Consider the following 15610-nt stretch of genomic DNA (forward strand, 5'->3'; position numbering starts at 1 on the left):
CGACCGGACCGGCGGGCCGAAGCCCTCTAAGGTTCTCCCATGAACAGCCCGGACGAGGTGTCCCTGACCTGGCACTCCGACGAGCGACCGCCTGCTGACCTGCCCGTTCGACAGGTCTACGGATGGGTGCTCGACGCCCGCGCCCGCGTGGTGCTCCTGCGCGACCTCGGCAGATGGAACCTGCCAGGGGGAAAGCCCGAACTCCGCGACGGCGGCGACCTGGCCGCGACGCTGCGCCGGGAGGTGTGGGAAGAGGTCCAGGTCACCCTGGCCGACCCGGTCTATCTCGGCTACCAGAGCGTGCACGGGCCCGGTGCGCCCTTCGCGCAGGTGAGGATGGCCGCCCGCCTGCACCGCCTGGCCGAGCGCGCACCCGATCCCGACCCCGCCAAGAACCGGATCCACGAACGCCACCTGCTCCCTCTGGACAAGGCGTTGGAGCTGCTCGACTGGGGGCCTTCGGTCCTTCCCCAGGTCGCACACCTGGCCCGCGTGGCGGCCGAACGCTGGGTGCTCGACCTCGGCGTCAGCCCCGTGGCGTGAGCCGGGTGCGTGCCCGCAGCGGCTCGTGCGCCCGGGGACGGTGGCGTCCACCGCGGGCCCGGCCAGGGGAGGTTCCACCCGTGAGCGTCACGGGCCGCCGCCTCCCGGCGGCGGGGCCCGCGCACGCGGTGCTCCGGGCGGCTTCCCCGAACCGCCGGTGCGCCGGGGCCTGGACGGTGACCGCGCTCGGGGAAGAACGACACGCCCCGGGGAGCATTCCGTGAGCCGATCCTGGCCGGAGCTGTTGTCCGCGCTGCTGCGCGGACAGGACCTGAGCGCGGCCGACACCCGGTGGGCGATGGGCAGGGTCATGGACGAGGCGGCCGACCCCGTCGAGCTGGCCGGGTTCCTGGTCGCGCTCCGGGCGAAGGGCGAGTCCGCCGCCGAGATGGCGGGCCTGCTCGACGCCCTCATGGAACGTGCCGTGCCCCTGCCGGTGGACGGCACCACGGTCGTCGACATCGTCGGCACCGGCGGCGACGGGGCCCACACCGTGAACGTGTCCACCATGGCCGCGATCGTGCTCGCCGCGACCGGTGTCCGCGTGGTCAAGCACGGCGGCCGTTCGGTCTCCTCCCGGGCGGGTTCCGCGGACGTGCTCGAAGCGCTGGGCATCCCGCTGGACCTGGGCCCCGACCAGGTCGCCCGGTGCGTCGACGGGGTCGGCATCGGGTTCACCTTCGCCCCCGTCTTCCATCGGGGCCTGCACCACGCGGCCCCGGTGCGCAGGAGGCTGGGGGTGCCCACGGCCGTCAACCACCTGGCCCCGCTCACCAACCCGGCCCTCCCCTCCACCTCCCTGGTGGGCTGCTCCGACACCCGCCTGGCCCCCGTGCTGGCCCGGGTCCTGGCCGACCGGGGCGCCACCGCCCTGGTGGTGCGCGGTGACGACGGGGTGGACGAGATCACCACCGCGGCGACCACCCGGGTGTGGGCGGTCGCCAGCGGTCGGGTGGAGCGGATGCGGCTGGACACGGCCGGGCACGGCCTGGCCCGCTGCGGCCCCGATGCCCTGCGGGGAGGGGACGCCGTCTTCAACGCCGGTGTGGTGCGGCGGGTCCTGGAGGGGGAACGGGGTCCGGTCCGGGACGTCGTCCTGGCCAACGCCGCCGGCGCCCTGGCCGCCGACCGGGGATGGGAGCACGGTCTGGACGCGGCGTTCGCCGACGCCCTGGCGACGGTCGCCCAGGCCGTGGACTCCGGCGCCGCCGGCACGCTGCTGCGGGACTGGGTCGACCTGGCCCGATCCCTGTCCGTGCCGTAGAGACCTCTACCGCGCCGCGGCGACCGCCGCCCGCATCAGCTCCCGGAACGGTGCGGGCGCCGAGGCTTCTGCGCCCAGGCGCGCGGTGCGGGCCAGCACGGCGTCGACACGTCCTGAACGGACCTGTCCCACCAGGGGGACCACCGCTGTGGTCAGTACCTCCTGGGCGGCCGCCCATGCCCTCAGGCGCACCAGGGCGTGCAGTTGGTGGACCGCGTAGATCAGCGGTCCCCGCGGATGGTGGGGCGGACAGTGCTCCCGAGCCGACGCGAACAGTTCCTGCGCCCTGTCCCACCGGCCGTCGTCGACGTGGATCATGGCCTCGTGGCAGGTCAGCTCACTGTCGACGATCCACCATGTCCAGGGCGGGTCGTGGTCGCCGGCGCCCTCCTGGAAGCGGGAGCGGGCCCGGCGCAGAGTGGCCAGGGCACGGACCGGTGTGTTGCTCTGCCCGTGGGCCCGCGCCAGACGCAGCTCGAACAGGCAGGCCAGCCGAGGGGAGAGCTTCTGGTCCAGGACGTGCTCGCACACCTGGTGCGCCTGGGATGGCCGGTGTTCGTGGGCGTCGTGCATCGCGAGCTGGGACAGGGCGAACAGCTCGCCGCCACGGTCACCGCCCGCCCGTGCGGTCACGACCGAAGCGCTGGTCAACCTACGGGCCAGCACGTGTTCCTCGGCGTCGAAGGCCAGCCACCCGGCCACCTGCAACGCCTCCGCGGCGGCCGAGACCACGTCCGGTGAGGCGCCGGACCGGGCAGCGGTGCGGGCGGTGCGCGCCGCGCGCACCGCTGCGGGGACCAGGTCCGTTCCGCCCTGGGTCCCGTCCAGGGACACCAGGTGGGCGCTGGTCGCCCGGATACGGTCCGCCTCGACGCGCTTCGCCCGTGCGCCGACGGCCAGATCCTCCGGATGCACGTCCAGCACCCGGGCCAGCGGCAGCAGGTGGCGCTCACCGGGCCCGTACCGGCCCGCCTCCCAGTCGCGGATGCGCCGCACCAGGCTCCGGGGGGTCTCGGCGGCTCCCCGGCCGACCGCGTACGCCGTCTCCTGGGCCAGACGCAGCGGGTTCCACCCGCGGACGGTGCGGGCGGTGTGCAGGTTCCGCGACCACACCGGGTGTTCCGATGAAGAATCCATGACGTCATCGTCCCCACCGCGCGCGCCGGCCACCCGGCCCGTGGGCGTCGACCGGAACCGGCCGGGGGCAGGGGGCGGACCCGCACGCGAGTTCCCGGGTGCCGCACGCGCAAGATCGCCAAAACCCCGCGCGGGGGATCACCGCTGGTTAGCCTGCCGGTGTGACGACTTCCGACACCTCCGCCCCCGCCCCGGACACCGACCGCGCCGACGAGATGCGCGAGCGGTTGATCACCCGGCTGCAAGCCGTCAAGGCCCTGCGCACCGAGCCGGTGGTCCGGGCGGTGCGCACCGTGCCACGCCACCTGTTCGCCCCCGAATTCCCACTGGGGGAGGTGTACGACCTGAGGACGGTGCTGCGCACCCGCTTCACCGACGACGGGGCCGCGACCAGCTCCGTCTCGGCGACCTGGGTGCAGACCCTGATGCTGGAGCGCGCCGCCATCCGGCCCGGCATGCGGGTCCTGGAGGTGGGCAGCGGCGGCTACAACGCCGCGCTCATCGCCGAGATGGTCGGCCCCACCGGGGCGGTGACCTCCATCGACATCGACCCCGCGGTCATCGACCGGGCCCGAACCCACCTGACCCGGACCGGATACGCGGACCGGGTGGAGCTGGTCGTCGGGGACGCCGAACACGGCTGCTCCGACGGCGCTCCCTACGATCGGATCGTCGTCACCGTCGCCGCCACCGACCTGCCCCCGGCCTGGATCCACCAGCTCGTCGAGGGCGGACGGATCGTACTCCCGCTGGGGGTGCGGGGCTTCCAGCGCATCTACGCCTTCACCCGCCACGGCCGACTGCTCCTGGGCGAGACCGGCAACCACGCGGGGTTCGTCCCCATGCAGGGCCTGGGCGCTCCCGCCTCCGCCACCGTGCCGGTCACCGACACGGTCGAACTGACCACCGACGCCGACCCCGTGCCCGCGCCGGAGAACCTGCCCGGGGTGTTCGCCCTGCCCGCACACGAGCGGTTCACCGGGGTCCGCATCGGCGGCACGGAGCCCTTCAGCACCCTGCAGATGTGGATGGCGACCGGACTGCCCCACTTCGCCACCCTGGCCGGCACCGTCGACGACTTCCCCCACAAGCCCATGACCCGCGACCTGACCCCGGCGATGTGGGACGGCGCTTCTCTCGCCTACTTGTTGTCTCCGGCCATGCCCCAGGACCCCTCTCTGTGCGAGTTCGTCGCCTGCGGCCACGGGCCCGGCGCCGCCGACATGGTGACCCTTCTGGCCGACCATGCCCGCCGGTGGGAGCGCGGGCACCGCGGCGGGCCCGGCCCCCGGTTCCTGGCCCACCCGGCCCTTCCACCCGCCGACGGGGTGGTCCGCACCCGCCACACCCGCCTGCTGGCCCTGTGGGACCAGGCGGAGGAGAACCACGGCCTGGACTGGCCCGCCGACCCCGGCCCGTGATCCCTGCCGGAGAGAGTGTCAACTTCGGGACACCGGACCGTCCCCGCCTGCCGGCCGTCCCTCCCCGGGACCGCTCTCGGCGAGGATCCGGTCCAGGCTCTGCCGGAGGGTGCTGTGCTCGCCGATCACCGCCTCCGTCCCGCCGGGCAGCAGGTCGCGCGGGCGCCACCAGGCACGCATCTCGCTCTCTCCGAACTCGGCAGCCGTGGGCCGGGTCGCGTGCCGCCGCAGCGTGGTGGCGAAGGGAACGTCCAGGTAGTAGCAGCGCGAGAGCCCCCGGTGCTCGTCGACCAGGCGGGTGAGCGCGGGCCCGTAGCGGTCGGCGTACAGGATCCCCTCGACCACCACGTGGAAGCCCGCGTCCAGGGCGTGGCGGGCCATCAGGTCGACGAGCCCGATGGCGGCCGCCCCGGGGACGTCCTTCTCCCGCAGGACGGTGCGGCGCACGTAGTCCTGCTCGATGAGCGCCAAACCGTGACCGTACGCCGCGCGCAGCCCGCGGGCGATCGTGCTCTTGCCCGAGCCGGAGTTGCCCCGGATCACCACCAGGCGTGTGTGCTCGCTTCCCGTGGGAGCCATGACCGCGACCCTACAGACCGCTCGTCGCGCCCGGTCCGGGCCCGACCTCAGCGTCCCCTCGGGCGTTGAGCCCGGCGGCCCGGCGGATGAGGTGGTCGCGTTCGGCGAGGTTGGGTGCCTTGAGGGCGGCCTCGGCGTACAGCCGTGCCGCTGTCGCCGGGTCGCCGTCTCGCTCGTGGAGGTAGGCGGCCACCGCGCCGTGGCGGGGCAGTGAGTCGTCCAGGTCCGCGAGCGCCGCCAGGCCGGCGCGCGGACCGTCGGCCTCGCCCACGGCCACCGCGCGGTTGAGCCGCACGATCGGGCTGTCGGTCAGACGTACGAGTTCGTCGTACCACTCGACGATCTGCACCCAGTCGGTCTCCTGAGCGGTGGGCGCGTCGGCGTGCAGCGCCGCGATGGCGGCCTGGGCCTGGAACTCGCCCAGCCGGTCGCGGGCCAGGGCCGCCTGCAGGATCCGGACGCCCTCGGTGATCGAGGCGGTGTCCCACGAACCGCGGTCCTGCTCGGCGAGCGGCACCAGACTGCCGTCGGGCGCGGTCCGGGCGGCGCGCCGGGCGTGGTGGAGCAGCATGAGGGCGAGCAGTCCCGCCGCCTCCGGGTGGTCGACGGCCGCCGCGAGCCGGCGTGTGAGGCGGATGGCCTCGGCGGCGAGGTCGACGTCGCCGGAGTAGCCCTCGTTGAAGACCAGGTAGAGGACGCGCAGGACCGTGGCGACGTCGCCGGGGCGGTCGAGGCGCACGTCGGAGACGGTGCGCTTGGCCCGGCTGATGCGCTGGGCCATGGTCGCCTCCGGCACCAGGTAGGCCCGGGCGATCTGACGGGTGGTCAGCCCGCCGACGGCGCGCAGGGTGAGCGCGACGGCGGACGCCTGCGTCAGCGACGGGTGGGCGCACAGGAAGTAGAGCTGGAGGGTGTCGTCCACCGCGGGCGCGGGTCCCGGGGCCGGTTCCTCGTCGAGGAGGGCCTCGCGCCTCCGGCGGGCGGTGTCGGTCCGGGTCGCGTCGAGGAACCTGCGCCAGGCCACGGTGACCATCCACCCCTTGGGGTCGCGCGGCGGGTCGGACGGCCAGGTGCGGACCGCCTCGACCAGCGCGTCCTGGACGGCGTCCTCGGCCGCCGCGAAGTCGGCTCCGCGGCGGACGAGGATCCCGAGCACGCCCGGCGTCAGGCTCCGGAGAAGGAGCTCGTCCACAGGGTCACTCCGTGATGGTGGGCGGGGCGGTCAGGAACGGGCGCACCTCGAGCCACTCGTGGATCGGCTCCCCGCCCGCCCCGGGGGCGGCCGACAGCTCCCCGGCCAGTTCGACGGCGCGCTCGTAGCTGTCGACGTCGATCACCATCCAGCCGGCGATGAGGTCCTTGGTCTCCGCGAACGGGCCGTCGGTGACGGGCGGGCGCCCCTCGCCGTCGTAGCGGACGAACGTCCCCTCGGGGGCGAGCGCCTGCCCGTCCACGAACTCGCCGCTCTCCTCGAGCCGGTCCGCGAAGTCCTGCATGTACTGCATGTGGGCCGAGATCTCCTCGGGCGTCCACCGGTCCATGGGCACGTCGTTGACCGCGGGCGGGGCGCCACGGTAGTGCTTGAGCAGCAGGTACTTGGCCATCGTGCTTCTCCTCGGTGCTGGTGCGACCCATTGTGGTCGCGTTCACCACGGGGACGGAGCGGGCCACGTGTTCTCGACACGGTCTTCCGAACTTTTTCTGATTCCTCTCCATCGCCCGGCGCGGGCCGGCACGGACCACGGAGCCGACAGGGCCGCTCGTCGGTCGGGCGCGGTCACACGTGTGCGCTCAGGAACGGAAGGACGACATCGGCCATTTCGTCGGGTACTTCCTCCGCCAGATCGTGGCCGGCGTCGAAGACGTGTCCGGTGACGTCGTGGGCCATGAGCCGCATCTGTGACTCGTTGCGATCGCCGATGAACGCGGATCCGCCCAGCGCCAGGACCGGGATGTCCAGTTTCTTCTGTGCGGTCTGCCGGTTCTGTTCGGCGTCGACGAGCATCGCCCGGTAGATCGAGAGCATCGCGCGGATGCCGCCGGGCATGGAGTAGCAGCGCACGTATTCATCGACCGCGTCGGGGGTGGCGGTGTCGGGGCGGCTGCGCTCGGACTTGATCATGTAGGTGATCAGCTCGCGCTCGTGCCCGCTGATCAGCATCTCCGGCACGTCGGGCTGGAAGTAGAAGCCCAGGTGCCACAGGTGCATGCCGCTGGAGACGTTCTCTGGCGTGAGCGCTGTGTGGTCCTCGAAGCCGAAGCCGGGGAACAGGGCCTCGGCGAACACCAGAGCGGTGACGCGGTCGCGGTGGCGCGCGGCGAGCTGGTAGCCGATCACCGCACCCCAGTCCTCTCCCACCACCGCGTATGTCTCGTGTCCGAGGTGGGTCATCAGTCCGGCGATGTCGTCGCTCATCGTCGCGGAGTCGTAGCCGTCCGCCGGGCGGGCGGAGTCGCCGAGACCGCGCAGGTCGGGCACGACGACGGTGTGGTGGGGCGTCAGTTTCGGGACGAGGTGGCGCCAGTGGTAGCCCGTCTTGGGCACGCCGTGCAGCAGAACCACCGCGGGGCCGGTCCCGGCCGTCCGGTAGTGCAGGCTCGTTCCGTTGACGGCGGCACGGCCGGTGCGCAGGTGCGTTCCGTCATGGTCGAACATCGTGTTCTTCCCCTTCTCTGTGTGTACTGCGCGGTGCGGGTGTCAGCTGGTCCGGGGAGGGCCGGTGAGGACCACCAGGCGGCCCGGGCCGACCCCGGCTCCCCGGGCAGCGGAGCCGACGACCGGTCGCAGGGTGACGTTCTCCGGGTAGAGCCGGCCGAGCAGTGCCAGGGCGACGAGGTCGTTCTGCCCGGCGGCGTCCAGGGTCGTCTCGCCCGTTCGCGTCCACACCAGCCCCGGTGCGCTCAGCGCCGACCACACGGCCGTGGCGCGGGTCCCGGTGCCGGGGTGCGCGTCGCCCGCCGCGGGGGCCGGCCGGTGGGCGTAGCGGTGGCCGCGCAGGGCCTGGCCGAGATCGACGCGGACGGTGGCGCCTTCGCCGGTGACCTCGATGCGGGCGGTGCGGGTCCCGTCGACGGGCAGCTCGGTGACGGTGCGTGCGGTGAGCGGCCCCGGCGCGGGGGCTGCGGGCGGCAGGTCCTCGACGAGGGTGCGGGGTGCGGCGTAGTAGTCCTGTTCCTCGGCGACGTACGTGACGGGTTCGTCGGCGGCGGGGGAGGAGCGCCAGGTCAGCAGGTGCCGGGGCGCGGTCAGGGGCGGACGGTCGAGGACGGCGGGCAGGGCGGTGCCGCCGCCCGCCTCGAAGCCGTAGCCGGCGGGGCCGCCGGTGCCGGTGACGGCATGGCGGGCGAAGGCCACGATGCCGGAGTGCCGGATCTGCCGGACCAGCAGTTCGGTGAGGAAGGCGTCGCGGGCCGGTTCGGTGTGCCGCAGTCCGGTCGGGGTGGTCAGGAGCGGTACGTCCTGCCAGTTGGTGAAGGACAGGAGGGCGTCGCGGAGCAGGACGACCTGGTGCAGCCACTCGTTGTAGAGCTGCATGGCGACGGGCCCGCCGCGCGGGCCGCGGAGCAGGAGGTCGGCCGCGGGAGCGGTGAGCAGGTGGCCGTAGCAGTGGCTGCGCACGACCAGCGGTCCGGCGGGCAGCGGTACCGGGTCGGTGAGCAGCCTCTCCAGGGCCGCGGCGGACCAGGAGGCCAGCTCCCGGCCGATCGTCTCGGCCTGGGCTCCCAGTTCACGTACTGCCGGGGCGCTGTCCGGGCCGACGACCAGCGGTAGGGAGGCCTCTCTGGTGCCGAGGGCGAGCGTCGCACGGATCTGGGCCTCCAGGACCGGGCGGTCGGCTCCGGTGAGGTCGCCAGCGTCGATGACGCCCTGCAGCAGCGGTTCGGTGGCGGTGAGGAAGTCACGGGCGGTTAGGGCGGCGCCGTCCGCGGGAAAGGTGTTCCAGCGGCTGCCGCCGAGAGGGGGAACGCTCGGGGTGGGGGCAGGGGACATGGGTCCTCCTCGGTTGTCGGTGGCGCGGGATCGGCGGTCGCGCGCTCGCGGCCTCCGGCGCCTTTCTTGACCGTCCGATACAGATTCAGGGCATGAAGCAGTCAGTCGAGGGAGGCCAGTGCGACCTCCACGAGGGGCTCGAGGGCGCCGGCGTCCGGCGTGACCTTGGCGGAGACCAGCAGTCCGTTGAGGAAGGTGATGAGGAAGGCGGCGAGGGTGTGCGGGTCGTGCCGCGCCGAGATCTCGCCCCGCTCCGCCGCGACCGCCAGCACCTCGGCCAGCGCCTCCCGGCTCGCGTCCTGCACGTCCCGCACGATGCGCCGGACGGACGGCTCCTCGGGCAGGCGCTCGCAGGCGGCGTTGACCATCAGGCAGCCCCTGCCGTCGTGCTCCACGGCGATGCGCACCCGTTCCGCCAGCAGCCCCCGGACCGCCGAGCGGACGTCCGACCCCTCCTCCAGGCTGCGCAGGGCGGCCGCCGCGAGGGTGGAGCGGTAGTGCTCCAGTGCGGCCCGGTACAGGCCGTGCTTGTCGCCGAACGCGGCGTACAGGGATCCCTGGCCGACCCCCAGGTGCCGGGTCAGGTCGCGTACCGAGGTCGCCTCGTAGCCGCGCGTCCAGAACAGCTCCATGGCGCGGCCCACGACCGCCTCGGTGTCGAACTCACGGGTTCTTGCCATGGCCTCACCGTAACCTATCTGGATCGTACGTTCAAGAAAAGGGGTCGGGGTTCACCCCGGCAGTACGGAGCGGCGTGGGCGGCCTCGCGGTCGTGTTCGGGGCCCGGCCTGTCCTGACGGCTGCCCGGCCTGCGATCGAGGGGCCGGCGCCCGTGGAGCCCGGAAAGGGGCGACCGGTCACCTCGGGCCGCGAGCCACGTGTCCGGCTCCACGGAACCTGGCGCTCCAGGTTCCGTGGAGCCGGGACGCAGAAGAGGGGAGGGCGCCCCCGGTCGGGACCGGGGGCGCCCTCCCGTGTCCGGGTGCGGCCGTGGGCGAAGGCTCAGCCGTTCTCCTTGGTGATGCGTTCGACGAGCAACCTCTTGCCCTGGTCGCCGGCCTTCTGGTTGTTCTCCTGGATCCTCCGGAACCAGCGGGCGAGCTCCTCGTCGCCCTGGCGCTCGGCGTCCTTGATGTAGCCGTCCAGGCGCCACACGTTCTCCAGCGACTGGTGCACGGCCCAGACCAGGTTGTAGTTCTTGTCCTTGAGCGGGCTCTCCGGCTCGGCCATGACAACCTCCTCGGTCTCGCGGTTTCTTCGGCCAGGACCCCACTGCCCTGGCCCCCCGGGAGGTACACACCGCCGTGCGCGACGACCGCGGAACCCCGCCCCCGCCCTGCTTCGGTGCGTACAGGTCCGGACGCGGCTGCGGAAACCCCCTCGAAGGCGGAGCCGATGAGGGGCGGCAGCCGAACGGCGGCCCCGGAACCGCGCCGGGTCGGTTCCCGTCGTGGCGGCTCCGTCTCCACGCCGACGGGGTCGGAGACGATCGCCGGGGTTTCCCGGCGTGTGTCTCCCGTCGGGGGAGGCGTGTCCTGTGCAGCGGTGCCTCCCGGCCGGGAGGCGCGGGCGCTGTGGGTCCCGCCCCGCCTCTTCCCGTGTCGGTCCTCAGGCGGCCGTGTCCATGCCCAGGTCCTTGCGCAGCTGGTCCAGGGTCGTCCGCAGGAGGCGGGAGATGTGCATCTGGGAGTAGCCCAGCCGTTCGGCGATCTCGGTCTGGGTGTGGTCGTGGAAGTAGCGCAGCATGAGGATGTGTCGTTCGCGCTCGGGAAGGCGTGCCAGGGCCGGTTTGAGGGCCTCGCGGTCCACCACCAGGTCCAGGAGGTGGTCCTCGCAGCCCAGGTGCTCCTCCAGGGAGGGCGTGACCTCCCCGTCGGACTCGGAGCCGTCGGGGGCGTCCAGCGACAGGGCCCGGTAGAGGTCGGAGACCTGGCGGACCTCGTCCAGCTGCTCGCGGGTCATGCCGAGCTTGTGCCCGAGTTCGTCGCCGGTGGGCGTGCGCCCCAGTGCCTGGGTCATCTCCTGCCGGGCCTGGTGCAGGCGGATCCGGTTCTCCTGGGCCGACCGGGGCACCCGCACGGCCCAGGTGTGGTCGCGGAAGTGGCGCTTGACCTCGCCGGAAGCGGTCGGCATCAGGTAGCCCAGAAAGGGCACGCCCCGTGCTGGGTCGAAGCCGCGGATGGCCTTGCACAGCCCCACCATCGCGGTCTGGTACAGGTCCTCCACCGGTTCCCCGCGGCCCCCGTAGCGGTGTGCGATCCGCTTCATGGCCGGCGCGTAGTGGGACACGACCCGCTCCCTGAGCGCGCACGCCCCGGGGTCGTCCTCGTCGAGGGCCTTGAGCTGTCGCAGGAGGGCTTCGCCCGGGTCCTGTTCGCCCGGTCCCGGTCGGCGCGGCGCCGGGATCAGGGGTCTGTTGTCGGAGGAGGAGCGGGCTGGGAGCGCGTCGGTATCGGTGACGGACAAGAGGGTCCCCCTGAAAGTTCGCCTTGTATGTCACTGCCACGACGGCAGAGCACCGGCATTTCGAGTGCCGTCTCCATCCTTCCCTCAGGAAGGTGACTAAAATGCATAGAGGTAACTTTTAGCGTTAAATTGCCATAAATAAGACATTTGGCGCAGAGGTCCTAGGGGCGGGTGGCCGACGCGCCCGAGGCGCTCCCCCGGGCCTGCGAGGGCACGTCGGCGGCTTCCCGCTCCCGGCGACGGCGTCGCGCGCCGTCCCTCATCCCCTGCCACGAGAACCAGGGAGCAAACACGTCCCTTCCGGCACACGGCGAGAAACCCTTCCGCTCCGGCGGGGGAGGGACCGTGCGCCCACGCGGGGTGGACCCGGTCGCCGGATCGTCGAACAGCTCCACGGGCACCTCCGGACGACGGCAGCCCCCGGCCACGCGGCCGAGGGCTGCAACGGGACACTCCCGGCGCGTCACGCCCGGAAGGGCGCCGGGGCGCGGGTCCCCGGGAGGGGTTCCGTCGTCCCGGCGTGTGGTCGGCGTGGTGGTCTCCCGGTTCGCCCCGGGGCCGGTTCCGGCGCCTTCCGAGGCGGGCGCAGACGCCGCAGAAGCGCCGGCCGGTGGGCCCGGAACGCCTGGCCGGCCGGGGCGGGCGCCCCCTCAGGGGTGCAGGACGATCTTCCCCACGTGCCCCCGGCGGGCGAGTTCCTCCTGGGCGCGGGCGGCCTGATCCAGCGGGAACGCCGCGGCGATCACGGGTCGGATCGCGGCCCGGCGGGCCAGGTCCATGAGGAGGTCGAAGTGCGTGGGCGTATGCATGGCCGAGCCGATCAGCTGCGCGTTGTGCAGGTAGAGGCGGCGCACGTCGAAGGACGCGTGGTACCCGCCGAGCGCCCCGGCGACGACCCACCGGCCGCCCTCGCGCAGCAGAGGAAGCCCCTCGTTCAGCAGGTCCCCGGCGACCACGTCGAGTGCGACGTCGATGCCCTCCGGGGCGGCGGTGCGGACCTGCCCGACGACGTCCCGGGCGCGGTCGACGACCTCGTGCGCGCCCGCCTCGCGCACCGCGTCGATCTTGGACCCGCTGCTGACGGCGACCACCCTCGCGCCGCGCGCCCGGGCGATCTGGATCAGTGCGAGACCGACGCCGCCGGAGGCCCCCGACACCAGGACGGTCTCCCCCTTCCGCATCCGGCCCCGCTCGATCATGCCCAGGGCCGTGCCGTAGGCGGTCGGCAGCGCCGCGAGCTGGTCGTCCGTGAGCGGGGACTCCGTCACGTCGTGGGCCTGCTCCGCAGGTGCGGTCACGTACTCGGCGTAGCCCCCGTCGCGCTCGCTCCCCATCAGGCCGACCGGGTTCGCGTCCGGCCCCCCGGTGTCGTAGATCGCCGGATCGACGACCACCCGGCGGCCGACGAGGGCCTCGTCCACGCCGGCGCCCACCGCCGCGACCCGGCCGGCCACGTCGGCTCCCTGGATGCGCGGGAAGCCGATCGGGCCCCGCCAGCCCGACAGCGCCTCCGGGTTCCCCGGGCGGCCGTAGGCGCCCTCCCGGGTCCACAGGTCGGTGTTGTTCAGTGCCACCGAGCCGACCCGGACCAGCACCTCTCCCTCCCGCGGGGCGGGCACGGCCACCTCCGCCAGCTCGAGGACCTCCGGCCCTCCGTGCTCCGTGATCCGTACCGCGCGCATGGTCTCGGACACGTCCATCGTCTGAACCTCCTCGTGGGTATACCGATCGGTGAACTTCTACCACGGTACACCGATCTGTAAACTCCTGTCACGGCGTACCGAACAGAGAGGGTGTCCGATGCAGGAAGCACAACCCATGTCACCGGCGGGCCGCCGTATCGCTGCGGCGGCAGAGGAGCTGTTCTACAACCGCGGGATCACGGCGGTCGGGGTGGACCTGATCGCCGAGCGCTCGGGTGTGACCAAGCGGACCCTGTACAACCAGTTCGGCTCGAAGGACCGCCTCGTGGCGGTCTACCTCGCAGAACGCGACCGGCGCTGGCGCTCCCTCGTCCGCGCCGCCGTCGACGCCCGCGAGGACCCCCTCGAAGCCGTCACGGCGCCCTTCGAGGCCCTGCGGACCTGGAGCGGGGCCAACACGCGCGGATGCGCGTTCATCAACGCACTGGCCGAACTCCCCGATCCCGCGCATCCCGCGCACCGCATCGCCGCGGACCAGAAGCTGTGGCTGCTGAGCCTGTTCGAGGAACTCGCCGCCGCGGCCGATCGCCCCGACCCCGCCGCCCTCGCCACCCGGCTGCTCGTGCTGCACGAGGGCGCCCTCGCCGTACAGCCGCTCCCGATCGACGCCCTGGCGCAGACCGTCGACCTCGCGCGAGCCCTGGTCCGGTCCGGCACACCGCCCCGCCGGTGACGGCGCCGGGCCTGCGAGGGCGGGCGTGCGAAGGACGGCGGACGCCGTATCGGAGTACCCGCCCGCTCCGGGGGCGTGCCGCGGTGCGGTCGCGGTGTCCCCCCCGGCAGGGAACGGGCCACGGGCGGCGTGTCGGGCCCGCGGGGGAGGGGCGCACCCCCTGCCCCCGCGAACCCGGGACCGGTCAGGCCACCGGCTCCTCGTCGCGCTCCCGGACGGCGCCGTCCCCGTCCTTGCCCGGGGGGCGGCTCGGGGCGACGATGCCCTGCTCGACCGCCATCTCGCGCAGCAGCGGGTGCGTGGTCCACAGCGTCGGCAGCATGACCAGGCCCACGGGGACCGCGGTCACCACGATGAAGGACTGCAGGGCCTGGATGCCGCCGTCCCCCACCAGGAGCAGCGCGACCGCGGCCAGGCCCATGCCCACGCACCAGAACGCCCGGACCAGGCCGGAGGGCTCGCCCGCGTGCATGCTGGAGACCGAGATGGCGTAGGACATCGAGTCGAGCGTGGAGGCCAGGAAGATCAGCGCCACGAGCACCATCAGCACGCCCAGCGCCCCCGTCAGCGGCAGTGCCTGCAGGATGGCCAGCGCCGCGGCGGGCAGCCCGTCCTCGTTGTAGGGGCCCGTGATCGTTCCGGGCGAGCGCTGCTCCAGCCAGATGCCGGTCCCGCCCAGAGCGGTGAACCAGCCCATGGTCACCACCGAGGGCACCACCGTCGCGCCGACGTAGATGTCGCGCACGGTGCGGCCCCGCGAGATGCGGGCGAAGAAGACCGCCATCATGGGCCCGAAGCCCAGGAACCAGCCGAAGAAGAACAGCGTCCAGTACCCGAGCCACTGCTCGTCGCCCCCGTACAGGGCCATCGGCAGGAACTCCTGCGCGTGCACGACGCTCGCCTGCACGAACAGGTCCAGGACGAAGGGCAGGGAGGCCATGCCGACGATGGCGGCGATGAGGGCCAGGGCCACCCAGACGTTGGCCCGGCTCAGCAGCTGGATGCCCTTGTGCAGGCCGCTCAGCACCGACACCGCGGACACGGCGGTCAGGCCCAGGATGATCAGGGCCTGGACGGGATAGGTGTCGGGCAGCCCGAACAACCGGCTGCAGATGTAGGAGATCTGCAGGCCCAGGAAGCCGATGGGCCCCACGGTCCCGGCGATCACGGCGATCACGCAGCTGATGTCGGCGACCGCGCCGATCCAGTGCGTGCGCACCCGCTCGCCCATGAGCGGCCACAGCAGGGTGCGCGGGCGCAGGGGCATGCCCTTCTCCACCCCGCGCATCATGACCAGGGTGGCCAGCGCGCCGCCGATCGCCCAGCCGATGAAGCCCCAGTGGACGAAGCTCTGCGCCAGCGCGTAGGCCGCGCCCTCCGGCCCGCCCGCCAGGTCGGCGTACTGCGGGGGCGGGGAGGCGTAGTGGGCGATGGGCTCGGCCGCCGCCCAGAACACCCCTCCCGCGGCCAGCAGGGTGGTGACGATCATCGCGATCCAGGTGAACCTGCCGAACTCCGGCGAGGAGGTCCCGCCCATGCGGACCCTGCCGTAGCGGGAGAAGGCCAGGATCGTCATCACGACGAAGGTGGCCAGCATCAGGAGCTGCCAGTAGGCGCCGAACCAGCGCGCGGACCAGACGAAGGCCGCGTCGACGACGGCCCCCACCGCACCGGGGGAGGCCAAGGACGCGGTGACGAAGACGACCATGAAGACGCTGGTCACGCCCATGACCCAGGGATCGGAACGTCTGCCTCGCGCGGACGCGCGTGAGCGCAGAGTGGAGAACATGGAGTAGAGGAAGCCCCTCGAATGGAAGCACCGGCCGGGACACG

The 15610-nt window shown here is 73.1% G+C and carries 15 protein-coding genes; 4 read left to right on the plus strand and 11 right to left on the minus strand.

Annotated elements, in window-relative coordinates; all coding sequences use genetic code 11:
• Positions 1 to 39 precede the first annotated feature (39 nt).
• A complete protein-coding gene (locus tag ABZ234_RS00755; RefSeq protein ID WP_355010409.1) occupies positions 40 to 543 on the plus strand; it encodes an NUDIX hydrolase in 504 nt (167 codons plus the stop codon).
• Between the two features lie 220 nt (positions 544 to 763).
• A complete protein-coding gene (gene trpD, locus ABZ234_RS00760) occupies positions 764 to 1807 on the plus strand; it encodes an anthranilate phosphoribosyltransferase (protein WP_355010410.1) in 1044 nt (347 codons plus the stop codon).
• 6 nt (positions 1808 to 1813) lie between these two features.
• Here trpD and ABZ234_RS00765 read toward each other — a convergent pair whose 3' ends face one another.
• The gene (locus ABZ234_RS00765) at positions 1814 to 2944 is read right to left on the minus strand and encodes a helix-turn-helix transcriptional regulator (RefSeq protein WP_355010411.1); all 1131 of its coding nucleotides are present in this window, start codon (positions 2942 to 2944) and stop codon (positions 1814 to 1816) included.
• Positions 2945 to 3105: 161 nt separating this feature from the next.
• Between ABZ234_RS00765 and fxlM the strand changes: the two genes are divergently transcribed.
• On the plus strand, positions 3106 to 4365 hold the full coding sequence (fxlM, locus tag ABZ234_RS00770) for a methyltransferase, FxLD system (protein WP_355010412.1): 1260 nt from the start codon (positions 3106 to 3108) through the stop codon (positions 4363 to 4365).
• An 18-nt stretch (positions 4366 to 4383) separates the two neighbouring features.
• Here fxlM and ABZ234_RS00775 read toward each other — a convergent pair whose 3' ends face one another.
• The 9 genes from ABZ234_RS00775 to ABZ234_RS00815 all read right to left on the minus strand — a co-directional run bounded on the left by ABZ234_RS00775 (position 4384) and on the right by ABZ234_RS00815 (position 13101).
• Positions 4384 to 4944: a kinase gene (locus ABZ234_RS00775; protein ID WP_355010413.1), complete on the minus strand. Its 561-nt coding sequence runs from the start codon at positions 4942 to 4944 to the stop codon at positions 4384 to 4386.
• Positions 4945 to 4954: 10 nt separating this feature from the next.
• On the minus strand, positions 4955 to 6136 hold the full coding sequence (locus tag ABZ234_RS00780; RefSeq protein ID WP_355010414.1) for a DUF6596 domain-containing protein: 1182 nt from the start codon (positions 6134 to 6136) through the stop codon (positions 4955 to 4957).
• Positions 6137 to 6140: 4 nt separating this feature from the next.
• Positions 6141 to 6548, minus strand: coding sequence for a YciI family protein (locus ABZ234_RS00785; protein WP_267945101.1), 408 nt, complete (start codon positions 6546 to 6548; stop codon positions 6141 to 6143).
• A gap of 173 nt (positions 6549 to 6721) precedes the next feature.
• Positions 6722 to 7600 carry an alpha/beta fold hydrolase gene (locus ABZ234_RS00790; protein WP_355010415.1) on the minus strand — a complete coding sequence of 293 codons (879 nt, stop codon included), beginning with the start codon at positions 7598 to 7600 and terminating at the stop codon, positions 6722 to 6724.
• Between the two features lie 42 nt (positions 7601 to 7642).
• Entirely contained in the window at positions 7643 to 8935 is a 1293-nt protein-coding gene (locus tag ABZ234_RS00795) for a hypothetical protein (protein ID WP_355010416.1), read from the minus strand.
• A 101-nt stretch (positions 8936 to 9036) separates the two neighbouring features.
• Entirely contained in the window at positions 9037 to 9615 is a 579-nt protein-coding gene (locus ABZ234_RS00800) for a helix-turn-helix domain-containing protein (protein WP_355010417.1), read from the minus strand.
• 322 nt (positions 9616 to 9937) lie between these two features.
• On the minus strand, positions 9938 to 10165 hold the full coding sequence (locus ABZ234_RS00805) for a hypothetical protein (RefSeq protein WP_330158267.1): 228 nt from the start codon (positions 10163 to 10165) through the stop codon (positions 9938 to 9940).
• A 378-nt stretch (positions 10166 to 10543) separates the two neighbouring features.
• Positions 10544 to 11401: a SigB/SigF/SigG family RNA polymerase sigma factor gene (locus tag ABZ234_RS00810; protein WP_355010418.1), complete on the minus strand. Its 858-nt coding sequence runs from the start codon at positions 11399 to 11401 to the stop codon at positions 10544 to 10546.
• A gap of 650 nt (positions 11402 to 12051) precedes the next feature.
• Positions 12052 to 13101 (minus strand): zinc-binding dehydrogenase, encoded by a 1050-nt coding sequence (locus ABZ234_RS00815; RefSeq protein WP_355010419.1) that lies wholly within the window; start codon positions 13099 to 13101, stop codon positions 12052 to 12054.
• 100 nt (positions 13102 to 13201) lie between these two features.
• On the opposite strand from ABZ234_RS00815, the gene ABZ234_RS00820 reads away from it, so the two are divergent.
• Complete coding sequence (locus tag ABZ234_RS00820) at positions 13202 to 13777, plus strand: TetR/AcrR family transcriptional regulator (RefSeq protein ID WP_355010420.1); 576 nt, start codon at positions 13202 to 13204, stop codon at positions 13775 to 13777.
• Between the two features lie 184 nt (positions 13778 to 13961).
• On the opposite strand, the gene ABZ234_RS00825 is transcribed toward ABZ234_RS00820, so the two are convergent.
• Positions 13962 to 15566, minus strand: coding sequence for a BCCT family transporter (locus ABZ234_RS00825; protein WP_355010421.1), 1605 nt, complete (start codon positions 15564 to 15566; stop codon positions 13962 to 13964).
• Positions 15567 to 15610: the final 44 nt, after the last annotated feature.

This window comes from Nocardiopsis sp. NPDC006198 (assembly GCF_040613895.1).
Taxonomy (GTDB): Bacteria; Actinomycetota; Actinomycetes; order Streptosporangiales; family Streptosporangiaceae; genus Nocardiopsis; species Nocardiopsis tropica.

Excerpts from the sequence above, each read along its gene's own strand:
- ABZ234_RS00775 (WP_355010413.1), bottom strand. The coding sequence starts at position 4,944 with ATGGCTCCCACGGGAAGCGAGCACACACGCCTGGTGGTGATCCGGGGC.
- ABZ234_RS00800 (WP_355010417.1), bottom strand. The coding sequence starts at position 9,615 with ATGGCAAGAACCCGTGAGTTCGACACCGAGGCGGTCGTGGGCCGCGCC.
- ABZ234_RS00755 (WP_355010409.1), top strand. The coding sequence starts at position 40 with ATGAACAGCCCGGACGAGGTGTCCCTGACCTGGCACTCCGACGAGCGA.
- ABZ234_RS00815 (WP_355010419.1), bottom strand. The coding sequence starts at position 13,101 with ATGGACGTGTCCGAGACCATGCGCGCGGTACGGATCACGGAGCACGGA.
- ABZ234_RS00825 (WP_355010421.1), bottom strand. The coding sequence starts at position 15,566 with ATGTTCTCCACTCTGCGCTCACGCGCGTCCGCGCGAGGCAGACGTTCC.
- ABZ234_RS00790 (WP_355010415.1), bottom strand. The coding sequence starts at position 7,600 with ATGTTCGACCATGACGGAACGCACCTGCGCACCGGCCGTGCCGCCGTC.
- ABZ234_RS00805 (WP_330158267.1), bottom strand. The coding sequence starts at position 10,165 with ATGGCCGAGCCGGAGAGCCCGCTCAAGGACAAGAACTACAACCTGGTC.
- ABZ234_RS00820 (WP_355010420.1), top strand. The coding sequence starts at position 13,202 with ATGCAGGAAGCACAACCCATGTCACCGGCGGGCCGCCGTATCGCTGCG.
- ABZ234_RS00785 (WP_267945101.1), bottom strand. The coding sequence starts at position 6,548 with ATGGCCAAGTACCTGCTGCTCAAGCACTACCGTGGCGCCCCGCCCGCG.
- ABZ234_RS00795 (WP_355010416.1), bottom strand. The coding sequence starts at position 8,935 with ATGTCCCCTGCCCCCACCCCGAGCGTTCCCCCTCTCGGCGGCAGCCGC.
- ABZ234_RS00765 (WP_355010411.1), bottom strand. The coding sequence starts at position 2,944 with ATGGATTCTTCATCGGAACACCCGGTGTGGTCGCGGAACCTGCACACC.